Source organism: Pseudoalteromonas sp. S16_S37 (genome assembly GCF_014694405.1).
In the GTDB taxonomy this organism is placed as follows: Bacteria; Pseudomonadota; Gammaproteobacteria; order Enterobacterales; family Alteromonadaceae; genus Pseudoalteromonas.
Genome location: NZ_JAAUWV010000002.1, coordinates 59,215 through 80,706 on the forward strand (window position 1 = coordinate 59,215; position 21,492 = coordinate 80,706).

The 21,492-nt window shown below is 41.2% G+C and carries 18 protein-coding genes; 5 read left to right on the forward strand and 13 right to left on the reverse strand.

The window, feature by feature from the left end; genetic code table 11:
* Nucleotides 1-181: 181 nt before the first annotated feature.
* Both HC733_RS01280 and HC733_RS01285 read right to left on the reverse strand, forming a co-directional pair.
* Complete coding sequence (locus HC733_RS01280; protein ID WP_190363248.1) at nt 182-2,362, reverse strand: YgiQ family radical SAM protein; 2,181 nt, start codon at nt 2,360-2,362, stop codon at nt 182-184.
* Between the two features lie 255 nt (nt 2,363-2,617).
* Nucleotides 2,618-4,825, reverse strand: a complete 2,208-nt coding sequence (locus HC733_RS01285) for a bifunctional diguanylate cyclase/phosphodiesterase (protein WP_190363249.1) — start codon at nt 4,823-4,825, stop codon at nt 2,618-2,620.
* A 256-nt stretch (nt 4,826-5,081) separates the two neighbouring features.
* On the opposite strand from HC733_RS01285, the gene HC733_RS01290 reads away from it, so the two are divergent.
* Nucleotides 5,082-5,546: a hypothetical protein gene (locus tag HC733_RS01290; protein WP_190363250.1), complete on the forward strand. Its 465-nt coding sequence runs from the start codon at nt 5,082-5,084 to the stop codon at nt 5,544-5,546.
* Entirely contained in the window at nt 5,543-6,421 is an 879-nt protein-coding gene (locus tag HC733_RS01295) for a TIGR03899 family protein (RefSeq protein WP_190363251.1), read from the forward strand. The genes HC733_RS01290 and HC733_RS01295 overlap by 4 nt, the downstream gene beginning before the upstream one ends.
* Nucleotides 6,422-6,472: 51 nt before the next feature.
* Here the strand turns inward: HC733_RS01295 and HC733_RS01300 are convergent, their stop codons facing one another.
* The 7 genes from HC733_RS01300 to dusA all read right to left on the reverse strand — a co-directional run bounded on the left by HC733_RS01300 (nt 6,473) and on the right by dusA (nt 11,243).
* Nucleotides 6,473-7,234, reverse strand: coding sequence for a TIGR04219 family outer membrane beta-barrel protein (locus tag HC733_RS01300; RefSeq protein ID WP_190363252.1), 762 nt, complete (start codon nt 7,232-7,234; stop codon nt 6,473-6,475).
* Nucleotides 7,235-7,237: 3 nt separating this feature from the next.
* Nucleotides 7,238-8,224: a DUF2333 family protein gene (locus tag HC733_RS01305; protein ID WP_190363253.1), complete on the reverse strand. Its 987-nt coding sequence runs from the start codon at nt 8,222-8,224 to the stop codon at nt 7,238-7,240.
* Nucleotides 8,225-8,232: 8 nt separating this feature from the next.
* Complete coding sequence (locus tag HC733_RS01310) at nt 8,233-8,742, reverse strand: copper chaperone PCu(A)C (protein WP_190363254.1); 510 nt, start codon at nt 8,740-8,742, stop codon at nt 8,233-8,235.
* An 85-nt stretch (nt 8,743-8,827) separates the two neighbouring features.
* Nucleotides 8,828-9,151 carry a hypothetical protein gene (locus tag HC733_RS01315; RefSeq protein WP_190363255.1) on the reverse strand — a complete coding sequence of 108 codons (324 nt, stop codon included), beginning with the start codon at nt 9,149-9,151 and terminating at the stop codon, nt 8,828-8,830.
* 14 nt (nt 9,152-9,165) lie between these two features.
* Nucleotides 9,166-9,369 (reverse strand): PspC domain-containing protein, encoded by a 204-nt coding sequence (locus tag HC733_RS01320; RefSeq protein ID WP_190363256.1) that lies wholly within the window; start codon nt 9,367-9,369, stop codon nt 9,166-9,168.
* Between the two features lie 10 nt (nt 9,370-9,379).
* A complete protein-coding gene (locus HC733_RS01325; RefSeq protein ID WP_190363257.1) occupies nt 9,380-10,057 on the reverse strand; it encodes a PspA/IM30 family protein in 678 nt (225 codons plus the stop codon).
* A 211-nt stretch (nt 10,058-10,268) separates the two neighbouring features.
* Nucleotides 10,269-11,243: a tRNA dihydrouridine(20/20a) synthase DusA gene (dusA, locus tag HC733_RS01330; RefSeq protein ID WP_190363258.1), complete on the reverse strand. Its 975-nt coding sequence runs from the start codon at nt 11,241-11,243 to the stop codon at nt 10,269-10,271.
* Between the two features lie 437 nt (nt 11,244-11,680).
* Between dusA and HC733_RS01335 the strand changes: the two genes are divergently transcribed.
* The 3 genes from HC733_RS01335 (at nt 11,681) to HC733_RS01345 (ending at nt 14,460) form a co-directional block, all read left to right on the forward strand.
* On the forward strand, nt 11,681-12,001 hold the full coding sequence (locus tag HC733_RS01335) for a helix-turn-helix domain-containing protein (RefSeq protein WP_238937395.1): 321 nt from the start codon (nt 11,681-11,683) through the stop codon (nt 11,999-12,001).
* On the forward strand, nt 11,985-13,373 hold the full coding sequence (locus HC733_RS01340; RefSeq protein ID WP_446727606.1) for a HipA domain-containing protein: 1,389 nt from the start codon (nt 11,985-11,987) through the stop codon (nt 13,371-13,373). The genes HC733_RS01335 and HC733_RS01340 overlap by 17 nt, the downstream gene beginning before the upstream one ends.
* 409 nt (nt 13,374-13,782) lie before the next feature.
* On the forward strand, nt 13,783-14,460 hold the full coding sequence (locus tag HC733_RS01345; RefSeq protein ID WP_190363260.1) for a hypothetical protein: 678 nt from the start codon (nt 13,783-13,785) through the stop codon (nt 14,458-14,460).
* Between the two features lie 76 nt (nt 14,461-14,536).
* Here the strand turns inward: HC733_RS01345 and HC733_RS01350 are convergent, their stop codons facing one another.
* The 4 genes from HC733_RS01350 to HC733_RS01365 form a co-directional block, all read right to left on the reverse strand.
* Nucleotides 14,537-16,156, reverse strand: coding sequence for a hypothetical protein (locus HC733_RS01350; RefSeq protein WP_190363261.1), 1,620 nt, complete (start codon nt 16,154-16,156; stop codon nt 14,537-14,539).
* A 351-nt stretch (nt 16,157-16,507) separates the two neighbouring features.
* Nucleotides 16,508-18,619 (reverse strand): YjbH domain-containing protein, encoded by a 2,112-nt coding sequence (locus tag HC733_RS01355; RefSeq protein ID WP_190363262.1) that lies wholly within the window; start codon nt 18,617-18,619, stop codon nt 16,508-16,510.
* A 214-nt stretch (nt 18,620-18,833) separates the two neighbouring features.
* Entirely contained in the window at nt 18,834-20,795 is a 1,962-nt protein-coding gene (locus HC733_RS01360) for a polysaccharide biosynthesis protein (protein WP_190363263.1), read from the reverse strand.
* A 140-nt stretch (nt 20,796-20,935) separates the two neighbouring features.
* Entirely contained in the window at nt 20,936-21,490 is a 555-nt protein-coding gene (locus tag HC733_RS01365) for a sugar transferase (protein ID WP_190363264.1), read from the reverse strand.
* Nucleotides 21,491-21,492 lie beyond the last annotated feature (2 nt).

Sequence of the window (21,492 nt, forward strand, 5' to 3'; positions counted from 1 at the left end):
TGACGACAGCTGCGTTAAAAATTTCTCATTTAGAACAACTAAATAACGAAATTTTTGCCTTGCTATCGACAAGGTTTTCTTGCTTCAAAATAGACCACTTAGTTAAGCGGATTAGTATAAAAATATAAAAGGGCTCTGCGGCCCTTTTATTTAATTATGGTTATTGAGTCAAAGTGTCAGCTTATCTAGACCTTTGCTTGTTACCAGCAACTTTTGGTTTGGTGTTAGCCTTTTTAAACTGACTAAACCCTGTATGACGAGTCAACGCAGCTCGCCCACCTTTTCCTGTATGTTGCCCTTTACCTTTTTCGTCTCGACCTTCATCCGGCACTAAACAATTTGGTCCTTTGCCTATCAGATTTGCTTTACCCATGTTCCGTAAAGCTTCTCTGATCATTGGCCAACCTGATGGGTCGTGATAACGTAAAATGGCTTTGTGTAACCTTCTTTGGCGAGCACCTTTAGGTACGCTCACATGTTCTTTATTGTTTTTAATATTCCGTAACGAGTTCATCTCAGTGTGATAAATGGTCGTCGCATTGGCCATTGGCGATGGATAAAAGTTTTGCACCTGATCCAATTTAAAATCATTGGCTTTTAGCCACAGAGCCATGTTGACCATATCTTCATCCGTGGTGCCAGGGTGAGCTGAGATAAAATAGGGAATCAAATACTGCTTTTTACCAGCCTCTTTGGAATACTTATCAAATAAGGCTTTAAACTTATCGTAAGTACCCATGCCCGGTTTCATCATTTTAGACAAAGGCCCCTGCTCAGTGTGCTCAGGCGCAATTTTTAAATAGCCTCCAACATGATGAGTAACCAACTCTTTTACATATCGAGGGTCTTCAATAGCTAAGTCATAGCGTACACCCGATGCAATGAGTATTTTTTTTACCCCGTCAACTTCGCGTGCTTTGCGGTATAGCTCAATCGTAGGGGTATGATCAGTATCCATGTGTTTACAGATATCTGGATAAACACACGATAAACGCCGACAGGTACTCTCTGCTTTTTTGCTCTTACATCGCAGTTTATACATGTTAGCGGTAGGGCCACCTAAATCGGAAATAACTCCAGTGAAACCAGGTACTTTATCTCTAATTTGCTCTATTTCTTCGATAATTGACTGTTCAGAGCGGCTTTGAATAATACGCCCTTCATGCTCAGTGATAGAACAAAAACTACATCCACCGAAGCAACCACGCATGATATTGACCGACGTTTTAATCATCTCATATGCTGGGATCTTGGCATCACCATAGCTTGGATGAGGCACACGTTGATATGGCAAACCAAATACGGCGTCCATTTCTTCCGTTTCTAGTGGAAATGCTGGAGGGTTTACCCACACATAGCGGTCACCATGGCGCTGAAACAGCGCTCTGGCGCAACCTGGGTTGGTTTCTTGGTGCAAGATCCGAGAAGCATGAGCATAAAGTGGTTTGTTAACACTCACTTGTTCAAAAGCGGGTAATTTTACATATACCTTTTCCCAAGGTTTTAGCCTCGGAGGCTGAACGGTTATCGGCTTTGCTGTATCTTTTGATAGATCTATTCCGGCCTGAGCAAATTCAGACTTACTACAGCCCACATCATCCGCGCCATAGGGGTTAGGAATGGGATCAATTTTACCAACTTTATCAATAGCAGTTGAGTCACTGCCACGCCACTGTGGAAGAGGAGTTTTGCGAATAACTGCAGTACCGCGCACATCTTGAATGTCTTCTATGCTATCACCTTTGGCGATTCGGTGTGCAACCTCCACCAGCGGTCTTTCAGCATTACCATAAATTAAGATATCAGCTTTGGCATCAAAGATAATACTGCGACGCACTTTTTCCTGCCAATAGTCATAATGCGCGATACGTCTTAAGCTTGCTTCAATACCGCCAATAACTAACGGCACATCTTTATATGCCTCACGACAACGCTGGCTGTATACCACAACGGCTCTATCTGGGCGTTTACCACCTATATTGCCGGGCGTATACGCATCATCATGACGCATGCGTTTTTCGGCAGTATAGCGATTAATCATCGAGTCCATGTTACCAGCGGTAACACCAAAGAATAAATTTGGTTTACCAAGACTCATAAAGGCATCTTTGTTTGACCAATCAGGTTGAGCAATAATACCCACTCTAAAACCTTGGGCTTCAAGGACACGGCCAATCACCGCCATACCAAAGCTGGGGTGATCTACATAGGCATCCCCTGTCACTAAAACTATGTCACAGCTGTCCCAGCCTAATGCATCCATTTCTTCACGGGTGGTTGGTAAAAAAGGTGCCGTGCCATAACACTCAGCCCAATACTTTGGATACGAGAATAATGGACGTTCAGCTTTGAGTGTGCTCATAGTGACTGCCTAGAGGATAAAAAAGAGCCGAATTATAGCTCAAATGCACCTGACCACAAACCATAGATTGTAGAGAGTCGTTAATAACCTCAGGTTTGGATAAGGGGTTTGAAATAGAACATGTGGTATCAACTTACATTACTTGCAATGCAGTGATGATATTTTGTTTCAAAATCAAGGTTCTTCGAATTGTAATAGCAGATTATTACAATTCGAAGCAACACCATGAGTGAGCAAAGGAGAGTGAATCTTCCCTCACTTGCTAATTTTTGGTTTGTAACTCTTCAAAAAAGCCATTAGTTCATCACTGGGCATAGGCTTGGCGTACATAAAACCTTGAACTTCGTCACACCCCATGTTTCTAAGCAAATCACTTTGCTCTTGTGTTTCAACACCTTCTGCAATGGTTTTTCTACCTAGATGACGTGCTAATGAAATCACCAACTCAGCAATCGCTCCTGAGTCACTATGGGGAATATCTTTAATAAAAGCTCTATCAATTTTTAAACTTGAAAATGGGAGTGTCTGTAAATAACTCAGTGATGAAAAGCCAGTACCAAAGTCATCAATCGCCACTTCTACACCAAACTCTTGCAACTCACGTAATGTTTCTACTACAGCGCCAACCTCATCCATCACCACGCTTTCGGTAACCTCTAGCTCAATAAAACGAGGTTCAACTTGGTATTCAAGCAGTGTGTCTTTAACACTTTGCGCATAATTGGGCGCTTTAAACTGTGGCACTGATACATTCACTGCAATACTAATTTCTTTGCCCAAAGCAGCAAGTTTCTTTTGCTGTTCACATGCTTGCTCAAGTACCCATTGTCCTATTTCAACTATCAGACCGGCATTTTCCGCCAGAGGAACAAAGATCCCTGGGGAAATATAACGGCCGTTACCAGATGGCCAACGCAATAAAGCTTCGCAACCGACCACTTCAAAAGTTTTGAAACACAATTGAGGTTGGTACCAAACCTCTAGCTTTCGGTGTTCGAAGTCTTGTCTAAGCTGGCGGATTAACCCCAACTTCCAAGCCATTTTTTCTTCAAGATCGGGGGTATAGCGTCCAACAACTCGGTTTTCTTGTTTCGCTTGGTTTAACGCGATGTAAGCTAACTTAAGTGTATCTAGGCCATTGCAGGCAAAGTCATCTTGCTCACACACTCCCACTCTAAAATGAATTGACAACACATGTTCATTCACCTGATAAGGCGTTATTAAGCTATCAACAAACATGCGCTCCTCAAAAGTAACTTTTGGTAGCAACATGGCAAACACATCAGCCCCAATACGGGCTAAAAACTCTGCTTGAGGAAATTCTTGTTGTAGACGAGTCATGACTGCAATTAATAGCTGATTGCCGACTTCTTGTCCTAAACCATTATTAATATCCGAGAACTGCGCAATATCTATCAAAACCAACAGAAGGTCAGTGTTTTTTGATTTATAGTACTTAGTTATTTGCTCTGTAAAACAAGCGCGATTTGGTAGTTTAGTTAGCGGGTCTTTGTAAGCTACGTCACGTAACTCATTAAACAGTTTAATGTTGTCTAAACCCACGCTTACGTTGGCAAGAAACAATTCCATTAATTGCAACTGTGACTCTGTAGGCTGTATGTCTAATTCTAAATAAATTGCCGCACTGCGATTTTTACCTTTGAGTAAAACCGTCATGTCATGCTCTGTTTGCTGGTGCTCACCACTATCAAAGCAATTTTGCACCTGCATAATAACGCGTCCGTTATCGAGCTGTTCTAACCCTTCTCCAAATGACTCTTGAAATTGAGTGGTACCACCAAGCACTGTAACGCGCTTATCATTACCAAGCTGACCACTGACAATACCATTTGGCTCACTGCCTAAGATTTTTGCCAGATGAGTGACGACTGCCAAGCTAAAAGAGCGAATATCGCTATGGCCTAATATCCCTTTACACGCCTCTAAAATAGAATTCAGCGCTAAGCTTTGCGCTTCTAACTCACAAATTTGGCGATATGAGCGTACTGCAGTCATCATAGAAGTAACCAGCTTACTGCGTGTTAATTCCGTTTTCATTTTGTAATCATTGATATCGTAATCTCTGATCACTTGCTCTTCAGGTGCATGACCAGGCTGGCCGGTGCGCAAAATAATACGTACGTTATTATTTTTCAGCTCTTCGCGCACACGCTTCACCACAATTAATCCAGCGTCATCGGTTTCCATTACAACATCAAGTAACATCACGCTGATTTCTGGGTTGTGAATGAGTTTTTCGATAGCTTCTGCACCACTATATGCATGATGAAAGAAAAGCGAACGTCCCCAAAATTCAACACCAGATAATGCGAGCGTAGTTACAGAATGGATTTCAGGATCATCATCCACAATAAGGATGTCCCAAGCGGCGCTTGCAACTTCAACTTCTTGCGTATCTTCATCATGATCTAAAAACAAAAAATCATCTTGTTCAGACGCCATTTTTTACCCTTCAATGCAATACTCTATTGTGCTTGTTTTAAGCTTAGGTTTACTAAGTCGTTTACCATCATACGAATTGTGGTACATTTTTACTACAAGATATAAATTTCATTCACACACATGAAATATTATAGACGATGTTCAAACACTTGCGTGTAAGATGTCAGCAATATTGCATTAGGAGATATGTATTAAAACCCTCGTTATTGTAATAAAGGCCTTACTGTTAACCATTCTATTTTGTGTGGTGACGGGCTTGCTGCTACCTCACAAGTATCAATTAAAGCAACAAACATCCTTTGCAACGACTGATCTGGAGCAACTTTCTCCCTTACTTGACTTAAAACGCTGGTCTGAACTGATGGTGTGGCAACGTATCAGTAAACCTCAAAATATGTACTTTTCTAGTCCAAGCTACGGAATTGGTGCTCATGCCTTGATAGATCATCATTTTGGAAAAATTGAGCTGACTATCACCAAACAAACAGAGCTAGAAATGCAGTTTTCAGTGCTTTTTGACAATGAACACAGCGCTAAAGGCCAGTTATTATTCATTCGCCACAACAATTCAATTATGGTGGTTTGGCAAATGAATGGGGCAATAAACTCTCCTCTTCTAGGAGGTTATGCGGCTCTCTATGTTGAGTATTATTTGCAACAAATGATGATATCAGCATTTAATAATTTACAAACTGAACTTAAATTGCGAGCAGCTATATGAGTGTAAAAAACGCCCAAGCTAAAGCAAGCCTTGCCGCCTTGATAGAAGAAAAACTTGGTTTCACTATGGTTAAAAGCCGTGATTTTGGCGCTCGTAGTGGTTCGGATAATAGTTACAGTGCAAAAGGCACCATGCCGATTAGCTACTCGGTTCGCAGTGAAGACAGCATTTTAAAGCGCGCACTAAAACGCCAGCAGCTAAATAAAATACAGCGCCAACAAAATATTGAGCAGATCACAGCGATGGCATTAAGTGTATGTCCTGATGTGACAAGTCAAGGACGTCCCGATCCAGATTGGTTAGAGCACTTTATTGATTTAGCAGAAGATATTGCCAATCAAAACATGCAAAAACTGTGGGCTAAAATTTTAGTTGGCGAGACTGTTTCTCCGGGAACATTTTCTATTAAGAGCTTGCAAACCCTTAAACAAATGACGCAAAGAGAAGCATCAGCGCTGCAAAAATGCGCGGCTTTGTGTGGTTATCTTGAAAAAGAAGACAGTTATTTGATCTTGCTTGGTTATTATAAGAAGCCTTCGTTCTTTGACCTACTCAGAAAAGGCAATAAAGAGTCGATAAACCTAAGTATAGCCGGCTTAAGCTTTCCTAATATTCTTACTTTAATGGACATTAACTTGATTTATAGAAAAGAAATTGAATCGGCAAGCTTAAAACAGGGCCAGCCTTTACAGTTTTCTTTTCATAGTAAAAAACTCACACTTGTGCCTAAAAGTAATGAACTGGTGCTTAGTTACTACAAACTGACCCAAACAGGTGATGAGTTGAAAAAACTAGTTAGTTCACCAATTAATAAGAAATATAAACAGCAACTGGAACAAGCCTTAGCTGAAGAGTTTGAGTGCCAATGGAGTTAAACGCGCCTTAAAAAAGCGGCTACTGCCGCTTTTTTATAAATGCGTCAACATTTAGAAGTGAATTTCAACCCCAGCAAATGGGCCAGATGCATCGATATCTGTTGAAATATCATCAACATCATCAAGTTCCAATACCATAGAGCGGAAACCTGCTTTCACCGACACATCCATTGCCATGCTACCGATGATCTCCCACGCTACACCCACTTGATAATCTTGAATTTTACTGTCATCAATTGCCAGCATGCTGCCTTCAGCAAATACACTAAAGCCAGTCATTGGTAAACCTACTTGCGCTTTTAAATAACCAAGCGGTACTAACCCTGAGAAATCACGTACTTCAGTGGTAGTTGCCCCTTGAGCCGTACCCGTTAACTTAATTGAGCCATCAAACTGCTTAACGTTTACACCAAAATCGAACGACACTAAATCATTATCAAAAATTTCATAATACAAGGTGTAGTCAACATGATTCAGATCAGTGACCGTACTTGCAGCAGTACCTACGGTAAAGTTCTTACCACCAAACTCAAAAGTCTCTGATAGCGTTGTTGAACCATCTAATTCAAGTTCAGTATAACGAAGTTTGATATTTGGCACCAACGGGATCGGATGCTCTAGAGCGGCATAATAGCTAGAGAACGTTTTATCATCAAAGTTGAAGGTTTGAGCATTGCCCTTTTCAGCAAAGCTACCTGAGTTATCTGCTTGCCACCCTTGTGCTCCTAAATACAAACCAAGCAACGTGTCTGCTTGAGCAAAAGGTGCAAGACAAGCCATCGACAACGCGGCTGCGATACAGTATTTTTTCATTGTTTATCCTTGCGCTAAAAGTTCACTGAGTTCAATAAGAGCGGCATTAGCTCTTGAGATATAGTTTGCCATCACTAACGAGTGATTAGCAACCAATCCAAAGCCACTGCCATTTAATATCATAGGGCTCCACACTGTTTCTTGGGTTGCTTCTAGCTCACGAATGATCTGCTGCAAACTCACTGTAGCGTTCTTTTTTGCCAAAACATCTGAGAAATCGTGCTCTATTGCTTTTAAAAAGTGCAAAAGTGCCCAACTAGCACCTCTGGCTTCATAAAATACGTCGTCGATTTTCCACCATGACGTTTTTATTTCACTATGACTTGGTGCATAAGTTGCCTGGTTGGCAGCGCTATCTCCAGCTAGATCTGTATTCATCCGATCTTGACCAACACTGGCGCTTAAGCGCTGGCTTAAACTGCCTAAGCGTTTCTCAGCTTCCTTGAGCCACCCTCTTAAATTATCGGCTCTAGCATAAAACTGACTGTCTCTCTCTGCAGGATTTGCAATTTTTGAACGGTACTCTTTTAGATAATCAATGCCCGTTTGATATTCACCCTCTGCGCTTGGCCAAGCCCATGCAGTTGAGCTGATATTAAATTGCGGTTGTGCCATCTTAAGCGCCGTGTGCTCTGTAGATTGAGACTGTGAGCGACTGAAGTCTTTACGCATCGATAAAGCCAAATCCCGTACCATCTCAAGCGCCCCGTATTCCCACGCCGGCATATTATCCATAAACACACTTGGTGGTAACATGTCATTTGACAAATAACCGCCTGGTTTATTAAGCAGTGTTTCACTGACACTTATCAATGTATTTGTCGTCACATACCCTGTTACCAACTTCTCGTTGTGTTGCGCAGCTTGCTCTGTCGCTCGCGCAACAACATCAAACTTATCAGGCTCAACACTCCAATAAACTGCGAGTAAATAACCTAGGAAGATAAAAGCACCCAGTGCACCAAAAAACTTTCCAATGTGTTGCTGCATAATGGCTCCTAATGATGATTATGTTGTGAGTGATCATGCCCTTTTTGCTGCATCTCATCTTGTAAAGAGACAACCTGCAGAGAGGCCGTTACCTGTTCACCGTTAGCAAAAAGTAATGTTAAACTAAGTTGCTCATCTTTTTTCAGCTCTTCAGCGGGCTCAAAGGCCATCAGGTGATACCCACCCGGCTTAAATTCAATGCTGCTATGAGCCGCGATGGCTATTTCATTGACTTGTTGCATACGCATCATGCCATTTTGATGAACATGTTCGTGCATTTCCACTCGACCCATTTTTGAAATCAATGCACTTTTCAATACTCTTTGCTTGTCACTGTGATTGGCTAAAGAAAAATATGCTGCAGTCGACTTTGCCGAGGGTAAAAACTGGCGAATTTTGGCGTTATTTAACTGTAGATTAGAGCCATGTTCTTGTGACTGGGCTTGTACTGAAAAAGTTAGACTTGGGAGAAAAATAAGCGTTGCTGTAACGAATGCTCCCAGATATTTTGAAAACATGAACTTTCCTTGACGATAGCAATAACTGCTTAAATCATAACATGAATTAAGCAGTTTCGCGTCAACCAATTGCAGTTTGAAGAAACTAACAAGCCGACTTTGGCTCCATCACCAACCAACCGACTCCCACTAATAGCAACAATGGCAAGACGATGACAATGGAGTTAAATAGTAGCGCTAATACTAGCCCAATGAGCACTACCAATATCGCACCAATCAACCCCATTCCTAGTAACGCGACAATCGCAATAAAAGCAATTGTGCCAACAAGTACCGTGAATAACTCCATTCCGACCCAGCTTAACTCCATTACAAAGTCAGGGATGCTTAGCCATGCCAACGGAGAGTTAAGCCACGACAATGTAGAACAGATCAACAGTGCTATAAGAACTAAAAATGCGGTTTTCATTGCGTCTACTCCTGTTAAGACTTGCTCGGTAACACGGCGTATGAAATACCGTACGCCATAGCAACCATAAACGGGAATTTTAAAAATATCAGTACAGTAAGCACCCTAGTTAACCAAATAGGTATGTCGAAACGTTGTGCGATACCAGCACATACACCCGCTAGCTTTTTATTTCGCAAATCACGAAAACACGCTTTTTTCTCACTATAAATACTCATAACTAAACTCCTAAGCACTCACTTGAGTACTTTTTTGCTGCATTTGCTGTTTTAAGCTCGCCAGTTCAGCTGCTATCTTTTCGTCTCGTTCAAACTGTTCAAACTGCTGTGCTGTAGAGCTTTGCCCTAACTCATAACTTTCTACTTGCGCTTCAATACGCTCAACTTTATGCTCCAATTTTTCGAAGCGAGACAATACACCCTCTACGTCTTGGCTGTGCAAAGTACTGCGCGACTTTAGCTGTGCATTCACTGTTCGATGTGCACGCAATAGGTGTTGCTGTTTGGCTTTGAGTGCCTGAATCTTGTTTGCTAACGTATCAGCATCGCTTTTCAATTTTGTTAGCGTTTCATCTAAAGTAGACTTTTGCTGCTCTAACGCCTGCATGGCCTCAACCAGCTGTTGCTTCTCTTTAAGTGCGGCTTTGGCTAAGTCTTCGCGATCTTTACTTAACGCGTGCTCAGCTTTTTGCTGCCACATATCTATTTGCTTGCTTTGATTTGCTTGACGGCGCTCAAGTGTTTTTTGCTCACAAATGATTGCTGCTGCCGTGCTACGGCAATCACTTAACGCATCGTTTAGGTCAATAAGTAACTGCGCTGCAAGTTTTTGCGGATCTTCCGCTTTATCTAAAAACGCATTCACTTCTGATTTAATTAAGTCTTCAATTCGAGTAATTAAGGCCATGTTCTGCTCCTTTGCATAGGCGTTGGTTTAACTTGTTATTCCAATCTTTATGCCAAAATTAAAAACACTTAATAATCAATGATTTATCTAATTTTGTAGACTTAATTGCAATGTATAAATGTTGAACTGTAGCTTAATAGACTAAAAAATGAGGATTTTGACCAAAAAAAAGCCGCATAAAATGCGGCTGATTTATTGTGTTTGATAAGGGCTACTCAGGAACAAAACTAAGCGCTTTTTCCATTACTCGAAGATCTGCGTCTTTTTTATGGCCATTTTCAGATAAATGACGCCTAAAACCCCTCGCCCCCGGCTGACCTTGAAAAATACCCAACATATGACGAGCAATGTGCCAAAAATTAGCGCCAGACGACATCTGCTGCTCAAAGTAATCATACATGCTGCGCACAACTTGATGACGTGTTTGTACAAAAGCTTCGTCACCATAGATAAGCTCATCCACTTGAGAGAGCATAAATGGGTTGCTATACGCTTCACGTCCAACCATTACGCCATCGATATGCGCCAAATGGTGAAGGCTTTCATCCAGCGTTTTAACGCCACCATTAATACTGATGTGTAGCTCTGGGTAATCTTTTTTTAACTGATAGACGCGCGGATAATCAAGTGGCGGTACTTCTCGGTTTTCTTTCGGGCTTAAGCCTTGTAACCATGCTTTACGGGCATGAATAATAAAATCGTCGCAACCTACTTTAGCTGATGCTTCTATTAAAGCTGTCAAAAACTCATAGGAGTCTTGCTCATCAATACCGATGCGCGTTTTAACCGTCACCGGAATATCGACCTGCGCTTTCATTGCGCCAACGCAATCAGCAACTAATTGTGGTTCAGCCATTAAACACGCACCAAAACGACCGTTTTGTACGCGATCGGAAGGACAACCCACATTAAGGTTGATTTCACTGTAGCCATGCTCAGCAGCACGTTTTGCGCACTCCGCTAAAGCCTTTGGATCCGAGCCCCCAAGCTGCAATGCAACAGGCATTTCATGCTCACCAAAGCTTAAATAATCACCTTTACCAAACAAAATCGCTCCAGTGGTGATCATCTCTGTATAAAGCACTGCATGCTTAGTTAACTTTCGGTGGAAAGTACGACAGTGTTTATCAGTCCAATCCAACATCGGTGCAACGCTAAAACGCCTATCTAATTCTTTTTTAACCATTTAGAAATATACCTCTTTAAATTCAAAACCTTACATCAACCAAATGGAGAATTATTAAAAGTCCAAAAATGGCGTTTTTCGGCATAACCCCCCTATTTCACCCCCTGAGGGGCACAAAAATAGGATATAAAATAATGGCGTATTATAGCATTTCGAAACGGCAGAGGAAGAATACAACGGTTTATTTGGCAAAAGTGCGAGTGAAGGAGTCTGGTGTTGAAGTTTTCTCAAAATCTAAACAGGTCATCAGCGTGCTGAAGTAAGGCGCTCTATTAAAAATGAACTAGCTTCCCTAGACTCTTATTTAGAGCATTAAAAGTAAACTATAAGTGACTTTTAATAGTGAAAAGGCTCTCAGAGATTATAAGTTAATTATAATTGACTTATAACCTTTTCGGCATTACTTTATATTTAAAAGTAAATAATAGTTAACTTATATGAGTAACCTTGCCAAGACAAATAGAACAGGTAAAGCGGTTAAGGCAACAGTGATGCCTAACTTATCAGAACGCTTTACCCCGACTCAGCTCGCTGAGGCGATCACTGCAAAGCGAACAGGTATGAAGCTGTCTCTTGTAGATGTAGCTGAAGCATTGTCTATTTCAAAGCCAACGCTGGTGAAAATAGAAAAAGGCGATACCAATGTAAAGTTAGCGAACCTTCTCAAGGTAATGGAATACCTTGGTCTTTCATTTAGCCTTCTTTGTGATGATGCAACTTCCAAAGAAGAAACAGGGGTAAGTGATGACTGGTACTGATCTAAATACCCTAAACGTTTATATCGGTCATGGTCGTAGAATTGCGGCAATAACCATTCCTGTAGGTTCTGAAACCGAATTAACCTTAACTTACGAGCCTGATTGGATTAAAGAGGGTTTTGCTATCTCACCCCACCTGCCTTTGAACGGTGAGTTTGATCACAGGGCGGTTCGGAACTTCCTACAAAACTTATTACCTGAAGGTAAAGGGTTAGAAGAGATCACGAGTAATACCACTATCTCCAAAAATAATACCTTTGGGCTTATCAAGATCATCGGTGCTGACACATCTGGCGCGTTATCATTTACAAGTCAGAGCAATGAAGAAACCGAAACTTCATTTCGAGAAGTCACTAATGAAGAACTCATCGAAAAGTTAGCTCGTTTTAAGAATGCTGGAGAATCAATTACCTATTGGGATGGTCGTACAAGGCTATCAGTCGCGGGTGTACAAGATAAACTTAATTTATTAGAGATAGATGGCAAATTAGGCTTTGGTGAAGGTCAGCTTTGCTCCAATAAGATCTTTAAGTTTGAAACGGGTAAAGCACCTTTTATTGCTGTGAATGAATTATTTACCATGTTACTAGCAAAACATTCGGGTATCGATGTACCAGAGGTGTCGGTACGAAAATATGGAGAAGTCAGTGCGTTTGTCATTGACCGTTTTGACCGTAAATTAATAGCTGAGCAACAGCGTGTTATGCGCCGTCACGTTATCGATGGCTGCCAAGCTACTAACCTTCCCCCTTCTTACAAATACGAGCGTCAACACGGTGATGAAGGCGACGGTATTTATATTCGTGATGGTGTGTCTTTTCCGAAACTGTTCAATGTAAAAACAACCAATACCGAAGCGTATCAAACGCAACTTATACGCTGGATGACTTTTAACATTTTAGTGCGTAACTATGATGCTCACGGTAAGAACATCAGTTTCTTTGTGGGTAAACAGGGTTTAAATCTTACGCCTTTTTACGATTTAGTAAATATTGAGGCCATCATTAGAGAGATCCAGGCAAGGCAAGCTGATGAAAACGCTAATACGCCAATGGCAAACCATTTCGCGATGTCGATAGGTGAATATGGTACTGGCAGTGCTGGTAATTTTAATCTCCCGTTTACTGCTTACATGTTGGCAGACTTCGCCCATGAATTTGGTATATCACTCCCTCGTCTGCAATTGTTGATGAGGCAAATGATCATGTCAGTAAGAGAGTCAATTCAGCAAGCAAAAAGCGAAGCGATGATGCACCAGTTAAGCGAATCGGAAATCAAACACATTGATGTCTGTATTCAGATCATTAATGAAGCCGCTGAAGAACTAGGCCAAGAAGTGAAACACATACCAGAAATGGTGAATTTACTTTAAATGTAAAAGAGCGATGAAACTATTGAGCTACTTTCCTCAAATAGTGCTCTTGAAAAAAGCGCATTTTTCAGCAAAATTAGGAATGAAACATCCCCTGTATTGGGGGGTCATATAGGGGAACTTTTTATTACTTCTCTCTGTAAGCCTTGTATTTAAAGGAAGATAAGCGAGCGCAATTCCAATCCAACATAGGCGCAACGGAAAAGCGACGAAAATGTGTATTTGCTAAAGTCATGAAATGATGCCTTTAAAGAGACCAAAATAAAGTACAAAGCGAGTTTGGCCGCGTAGTATACCTCAATATCATATAAGCGGCTATGTTCGTAATAAAACGCATCAGAGACTTTATTTAGACCATGGTAAAAAGATACACTAAGCGCTTGAAAGCTAAATAGGTATAACAACAAGCATGAAATCGCATTTAGGCCGGCGGGCTTTTTCTGCTATGGAGCTACATACGCTTTTTAATGGTTATATCTACAGTGATGAAAAACAGCTCAGAGAGCAGCCCAAACACTGGCATTTTTGGCTACCACTCATCGCGTACTACACCGGTGCGTATAGTGATGAAATAGGTAACTTACAATTAGATGATATAGTGAAAACTGACGGCGTTCATGGATTTAGCTTTATCACTCACGGAAAAATTCAGCACCGCTTTGTTCCAATACACACAGCCCTTTGGCAAGCGGGACTTGAGCAATATATTCAGTTTGTTAAAAGTGAAAACCAAGACAGGCTACTATTTGATTTACCTTCAAAATCAGGTCGCTACAGTGAAAAAGTGAGGATCTGGTTTTCAGGAGAGGGAGAGCGCTTAGGTTATTTACAAAAGTGTGGTCTACCCAATATAGATCAGCAAGGGCATAAAACAGCCATAAGCAGTTTGAGATTAAACTTTGAGCAGCAAGTTCGTATTGCCGCCATTCAACGTGCTAATAAGCCTGCTTTTCATTACTTAATGGGGTTGAAGGATGAACAGCTCACGGAACCACCAATAGCAAATTCACTTAAACAAATTGTTGCTCCAATCAGAGTGATAAACAGCAATGTGCACTGGCAAAGGTTTATAGAGCGACATAGCTAACTGATTGTATTTTATCAAGCATAAAAAAACGCCACCTAATTAAGGTTGGCGTTTTTATTTTTACAAGTACGTGGTATTAACCACCTGTTACAACTCGCGTTTCACACGTTAAGGTAACTGCTTGAGAGATAGGACTCGTAGCTGCACCTGTAGTTGTATTAGTCACAACAGATTGACCACCGCTAGCAACTTGTGCACCACGCACTGTTGTGCGTATCGTATATTCAGCATTAGCTTCTAAACCAGATAATCTGAATGTTGAGTTACCTAAAGAAGCAGCAACTGAAGCAGCCTTACCATTTTTAGCATAAGTTACCACTGAACCAGACAAATCAACAGCAACAGTACCATTTGAAGTATCTGCACACGTTCCAGCTAATGTAAAGTCAGCATCAAACGTTTGAACTGGGTTGCCTAAAGTAACTGGAATAGCACCACACACGCTCACTTCGCCATTTGAGTTGTACCAATCATTACCTGAGTAATCATACACTCTAACATTAGCTGTTGCAGTTGCACTAATACCATATCTTGCAGTTGCGCTGCCAGATATAATCTGCTTTGAATTACCGCGTAAGTAACTACCAATTGAACCATCAGAAGACGTTATTGAAACAGCTAAACCACGAGGAGGCACAGTGCCACTTGTAACGTTAATCGAAACACCGTCTTGACACACTGGTGCATTTCTATTCACTGAGAAGAAAGTTAAATGGTCTGTTTTAAACTGTGCAGCAAACGTACCATCTGCATTTTGCGCAGTTACTGTTGCTTTGTTTGTTTCGCTCTGCCACTCACCTGTATCTTCATTGTGAGATGCAACATCCAGCACGTCTCCCACAGTTACACCGCTACTTGCTGGTAGCGTTGTGGTTAGTGTAATAGGCTTACTAAATTGCTTAATTTTTGTTGTACCAGCTTGCATGTTAACATTAGTTACACCAACAGGTGTTGCAACTTGCGTAGCGCCAGCGGCATTTAAACCTTCAGGAATAATTGCACCAACGCTATTATCATTTGAGTCAGCAGCTAATACGCTTAGTGATACATCTCCACCACTTACAGGGGCTCCTGTTGCATCTCTTAGCTCAGTGCTTGCATCAATAGCTACCCCAGTACCGCCTTTACCACTTTCAGTTTTTGCTTCAACGGTTACCTCAGCAGTAGTCACAGCGCCATCAACCGCTACAGCTTTTGTCGTTTCTTTTAAGCTATTACCAGCAATCTTCACTAGGGTAAACTGTAAAGGTACATCCTTAGCACCTTCTTCTGCTTCAGCGTTTAGGTCCACAATAAAGCTTTTTGCAGCGTAACCTGTTTGCGTTACCACTGCTGTTACTTCACCAGACGCGCCTTCTTTACTTAAAAAATTAAAGCTGCCTGATGCATCAACAACCACCGAAGTTAAGTCAGCACCGTTAACATCAGTTAAGCTTGTTGCAGCAGCACCATCTACTAAAAATGATACCGTAGCCCCTTCCAACACATCTGCGTTGACTGAGTCGATAACACTCACAGCAAACACTTTCGCAGGCTGTTCAGTTACAAGGCCTGAAGGAGGCACTACTTCTGTAACTGGCTCCGTAGGTGTTGGTGGTGTAACCTTAACATTATTGTCGTTGTCGCTAAAACAACCTGTTAACGTTAGCGAAGCAGCGATTGAGACTGCCAAGAGAGATTTTTTATTAGCAAGCATGATTAGTCCTTGTTCCATTTTTTCGCAAGAGCCCAAACAACTCCCGCACAGTTTATAATTCAAATTTATACTATAGGAAACTTTGTATTTATTTCCAATTCTTCCTAATTTTATTTTCAACGGCACTTCTTTCAAACCGATGTGTTACCTCTGTAGAAACTGAGGCGATACAACTATCACCAACAATACTACAAAAGGCCTAAGCAAGAAAAAACTTTCAAACCGAAAGCAGGGTAAAAGTAGTTGATAAATTATACAAGCACTACTTTATAAAAACTACCGCAACTTTTAACTTTTCATAAACTTATCCAATATTAAAGTTACGTTACCCCACATTAAAAACAAATTCACTTAACGATGAGTCAAATATGCCTCTCGTAACCGAGCCAAGTTTGCATAAACATAGCTACTTGAAAGCCGACCTTGATTTAATAACGTTTTAGTTACACTCAGTGGTGTATCAATCTGTTTTGCTCGGCCTATTGTTACATTATTATGAGACTCACCTATACGGGTACTTACGCTATGGCGCCAAGCTTCGTTCCCTTTAATTTGACCGTAGCTAGTTGCTGACATATCTTTTCGCGGTGTTAGCGGAATACTAAATGACACCCCTGCTAACTGTACATCTGTATCTTGTGCAAACACGGATATGTAACTGTCTCCAAACCAAAAGCGCGTTTCAACTTTCACGCCGCTGTCATCATAAAAAAAGCGACCTGCCGTTGCATGGAAGCTCACATCCTTTTCTATCCAGTTATAGCGATACGACAAGGCTTGATAGTCTCGGTCTGTATCATAATCTTGATATTCTAAGTAGCCAATATCTGCTTTAAATTGGTGGCGACCATTACCACTTAGCCAAACTGTTTCATTTTTAATACCAGTGAAGTCTTGATTAAACTCTCTAAAAAAGCCGATATGTGTTTGGTTATAAATGCCGTAAGGCAACGCTAAACTTTGATATAACGTTGCTTGAGTAATGCCATCTTTTTCAGCTAATCGACCAAATGCTTTACCTGTTTCATAGTCATCAGTTTTAGCCAGTTCAGACTGAGCGCTGATACTCAATCCGCCGCCGTACCACATGGGTAATTCCAAATCGGCTCTGACAGCAAGTGAATAATCATATACGCCTAACTCTGTTGCAGTTCTGTTATTCAACGCAGGACCTATGGTTAAACGAGGCTTAAAATAAGGGCTGTTGGCATTTGGCATACCAACCCAAGATACACTGCCAAGTGGCTCCATTTCGCCGCGGCGTATATCCATATCTGGTGTGGTGCTAGTGTTGATAAACTCACGGTAGTTATCTACGTTACCGCGCACAAACAACATTGGCATACCCCGATTCAGTAACTGAATGCTGTATTTTGCATCTGGCTCATCTATGTGCTCTGCAATACGTCCTAATACCAATCCAATCGCGTCAATGTCATTACGATTAAATACAAAGTTCTCAAAACTTACAACAATATGCGGCTCACGGTTAAAACCGACACTTACCGCCTCAAAACCATCGTCAATTAACGCATTTTTAAGTTCGCGCGTTTGCAAAGTAAGCGACTTACTAAACTTATCACGCTCAGAGACTTCTTGCTTTGCTTCTTCTAATGGCTTTTGGGCAAGTTCTCGCTGCTTTTGATAATGCGCTTTAAACGCAGCTTCTCGTTGATTGTGGTTATCTAAAATAGGCGCAGGTGCAGCTTCTGCTGGGTCATTGAGTACTGCCTGTTCAAACAAAGGCATTGAGAAGTTCAACCCCCAATAAGTGTCTTTATCAGAGTAATCAGTATTGCTATACAATTTGCCGCTGAATGTTAACGTACCCACATCATAAATCCACTCTTTAGGTACAGTTAAACGCAAGCCCGCATTCACTGCATCGGCATCATGCTCAATTTGCAATGCAAACCAGTCTAATGGCTGCCATTCAATACCCGCAAACGCACCATCCATTTGCCCTGTTGCGCGATCGCTTACCGCAAAACCGGCAGAAAACCTAAAGTCATTCCACTCTTTTGAGCCCGCTAAATAGTATGTTTCGTAGTTGTTTGCAGCACCACCTAAGTCTTTACCACCGATGGCGAGGTTGAACCAGTTTTTGGGAATATAAGGGATTTGGTATTTAAGGTTAAAAGACAGGTCTCGCGTTTGGCCCTTATTGTCAAACAAACTATCATGCATTGTACTCGATGCAATCTGACCGCTGACTTCAAGCCCGTCGTAAATCCCAGCAGAAAAGATAAAATTATGACCATCAATATATTTAGTGCCACGTAAATCGAGTTGATTGTTATAGCTAAAATCAACAACACCTTTTTCTAATATTTCAGCATTTGGGGTATTAATAAGTCCAGTATAGCCAGCAAATGAAGAATAGCTTGTGATTTGACTATCTGCTAAAACAGGCGCACTAGCAAGAACAACGCTAACTGCAAAGATCTTATTTATTTTTGACATGTACACAGACCAATTTATAGTTTTAAATTCTTGGTTCAATTGAGATAGAGACAGGCAACTACCTCTACCACTAGAGTTATTAAGCTATCGTACAACTAAGTATAGAAAAACCCAAGCTATTGACCTCTAATATGTACAAAGGCAATTTAGCTTAAGCTTCAATAAATGCATCAGTTGAAACCTTTTCACTGTTATGTTAAGAGCTCACTAGATGTTAAAGTTTTCTAAAGTTAACAACTTTTTTCTCGTCTTCTTGCAGAGCATTCAGCACTTGATGCTTTTCATTCCACACCAAATCACAAATACCGTCTGTAGGATTAAACCCTGTAGGCGCCTCTAACAACAATTTACGGATAAGCTCATGATCAAAGTTGTGACACGCTGCATCCATTGCGCTCATAAAACCTTCAAGCTCTACCATTGGCAATTTTACTTCATTGGCCGTCATGATCCGTGGATGAGAGGTTTCTTCAACATTGTCACCAATCAATAACTCTTCATATAACTTTTCACCAGGACGCAGACCTGTACATTTAATTTCAATATCACCGTGAGGATTTGACTCTGACTTTACCTCTAAGCCAGAGAGATGCACCATTTTGGTCGCTAAGTCTTTGATCTTAACAGACTCACCCATATCTAACACAAATACGTCACCACCCTTGCCCATTGCTCCCGCTTGGATCACTAACTGGGCAGCTTCCGGTATGGTCATAAAAAATCGGGTGATGTCTTTATGAGTTAGAGTGATTGGTCCGCCCTCTTTAATTTGCTTACGAAATAGCGGAACAACAGAACCACTAGAGCCGAGTACATTACCAAAACGTACCATGCAAAAACGGGTATTTTTAGACGTTACTTTACTTTCAGCTAAGGCTTGTAACACTAACTCTGCCATACGCTTGGTTGCACCCATTACATTGGTAGGGCGCACCGCTTTATCTGTAGAGATTAATACAAAGGTCTCTACTCCTGCGTTAATAGCGGCTTTAGCCGTGTAATAAGTACCAAATACATTATTACGAACACCCTCAACGACATTTTGCTCTACAAGCGGTACATGCTTATAGGCCGCAGCATGATATACGGTATGCACCCCAAAGGCTTTCATACAAGTTTCAATACGGTTGACTCGTTGCACCGAGCCCATCACTGGTACTATTTCCAACGATACGCCTTTGTTCAATGCAAGCTGATTCAGCTCCTTTTCAATGCTATATAAGCCAAACTCCGACACTTCAAAAAGCACTAACTTGCTAGGTCCATTTACTATAATTTGCCTACATAGCTCAGAGCCAATAGAACCACCAGCGCCAGTCACCATAACGACTTTGTCTTTGATATTTGCAGCCATCAGCTCTGGTTTGGGTGTTACGGGGTCTCTGCCCAATAGGTCTTCAATTTCAACTTCTTTGATTTCATCCAATTGTGCTTTACCGTCGATGACATCTGCCATACCTGGTACTGTCATCACCTCGAGCGGCAGTTTTTCTAACTTAGCGAGTATTTCTTTACGGCGAGAGCGCGGCACACTAGGCAATGCCAGCAACACCTTTTTAACTCTTTTTTTATCGATTAAATTATAAATTTCGTTAAAAGGAATAACGGGGATCCCTTGAATAATAGCTCCATGCTTACCACTATCATCATCTAGATACGCCGTAACATAATAGTCAGGCCCGGTTGCAAGCGCCGTAGCTAGTTGGCGGCCTGCATCACCAGCACCGTAAATCACCACTGGCGTTTTAGTCACCGCAGATAAGCGCCAAATAAGTGCTCTGACTAAAATACGCGAACCACCTAGCGATAACACCATCAACCAGCCGTAAATAATAGGCATAGTGCGGGGAATTGTTGTTTGAGTAAAAAACGCCGCCATGACCAACACCACTGTACTAACAAGGGTACCAAGAACTACCGCCCCAACGGCATTAGCACCAACATAGCGCAGAACAGCACGATAAAGCCCTAAGCGGACAAAAACAAACAAACTTACTGGTAAAAGAATAGCCAATAACAGCCAATTTTTGGTGACAGTTAAAGGCGCAATGCTATCGAGCCTAACAATTAGCGCCAACCAAAAAGCTGTTATAATAAAAACAGAGTCTAGTGCTAAAGTAATGAGTCGTTTTTGGCTACGAGAAGCGCCAAGTAAGGCGCGAAACCAACTATCCATCGTGTTCCTTTTTTATTCCTATCAGAATTAAAACCGCAGACGAACTAAAGCATAGTACACAATGCAGTATACACAAAAGTAGCAAAAATGTATGAGAAAAATATGAAGAAGCTTGAGCTTAAAACAGAAAATATCTTAAACTAGCGTTTACCAACTCTATCTCCTGAACCACTACCAGTTACCGTCATTACTATATATTTAAAATAATTAGCCACAGTCAAACTATCAATCATTTTCCTGTCTGTTGTCGCAAGTAATTCAGGGGTAGACATATCGATTTCATTCACCTGCGCAAGGCCTGTTATTCCCGGACGCACATCAAACACATTCTTTGCTTCTCGCGCTGTAGTAAGCTCTTCTTGATTAAACAAGCCCGGCCTAGGCCCGACCAAACTCATTTCACCTTTTAAAACATTCCAAAGCTGAGGTAACTCATCTAATTTAGTTTTACGTAAAAAGCCACCCAGAGGCGTTATTGAAGCTGAACTTGCTAAATGACTTGCAACTGACGCAGTTTCAACCTTCATTGTTCTAAACTTTACTAAAGTAAAAGGTTTTTTGTTACGACCCACTCTTTCTTGAGTAAATATGGGCGATCCAGTATCAAAAAGCCCAATGATAAAAATTAGGACTAAAAAAGGAAATGTCACAATCAAGCCTAATAAGGCTAATAAAAAATCTAATAATCTAATCATTT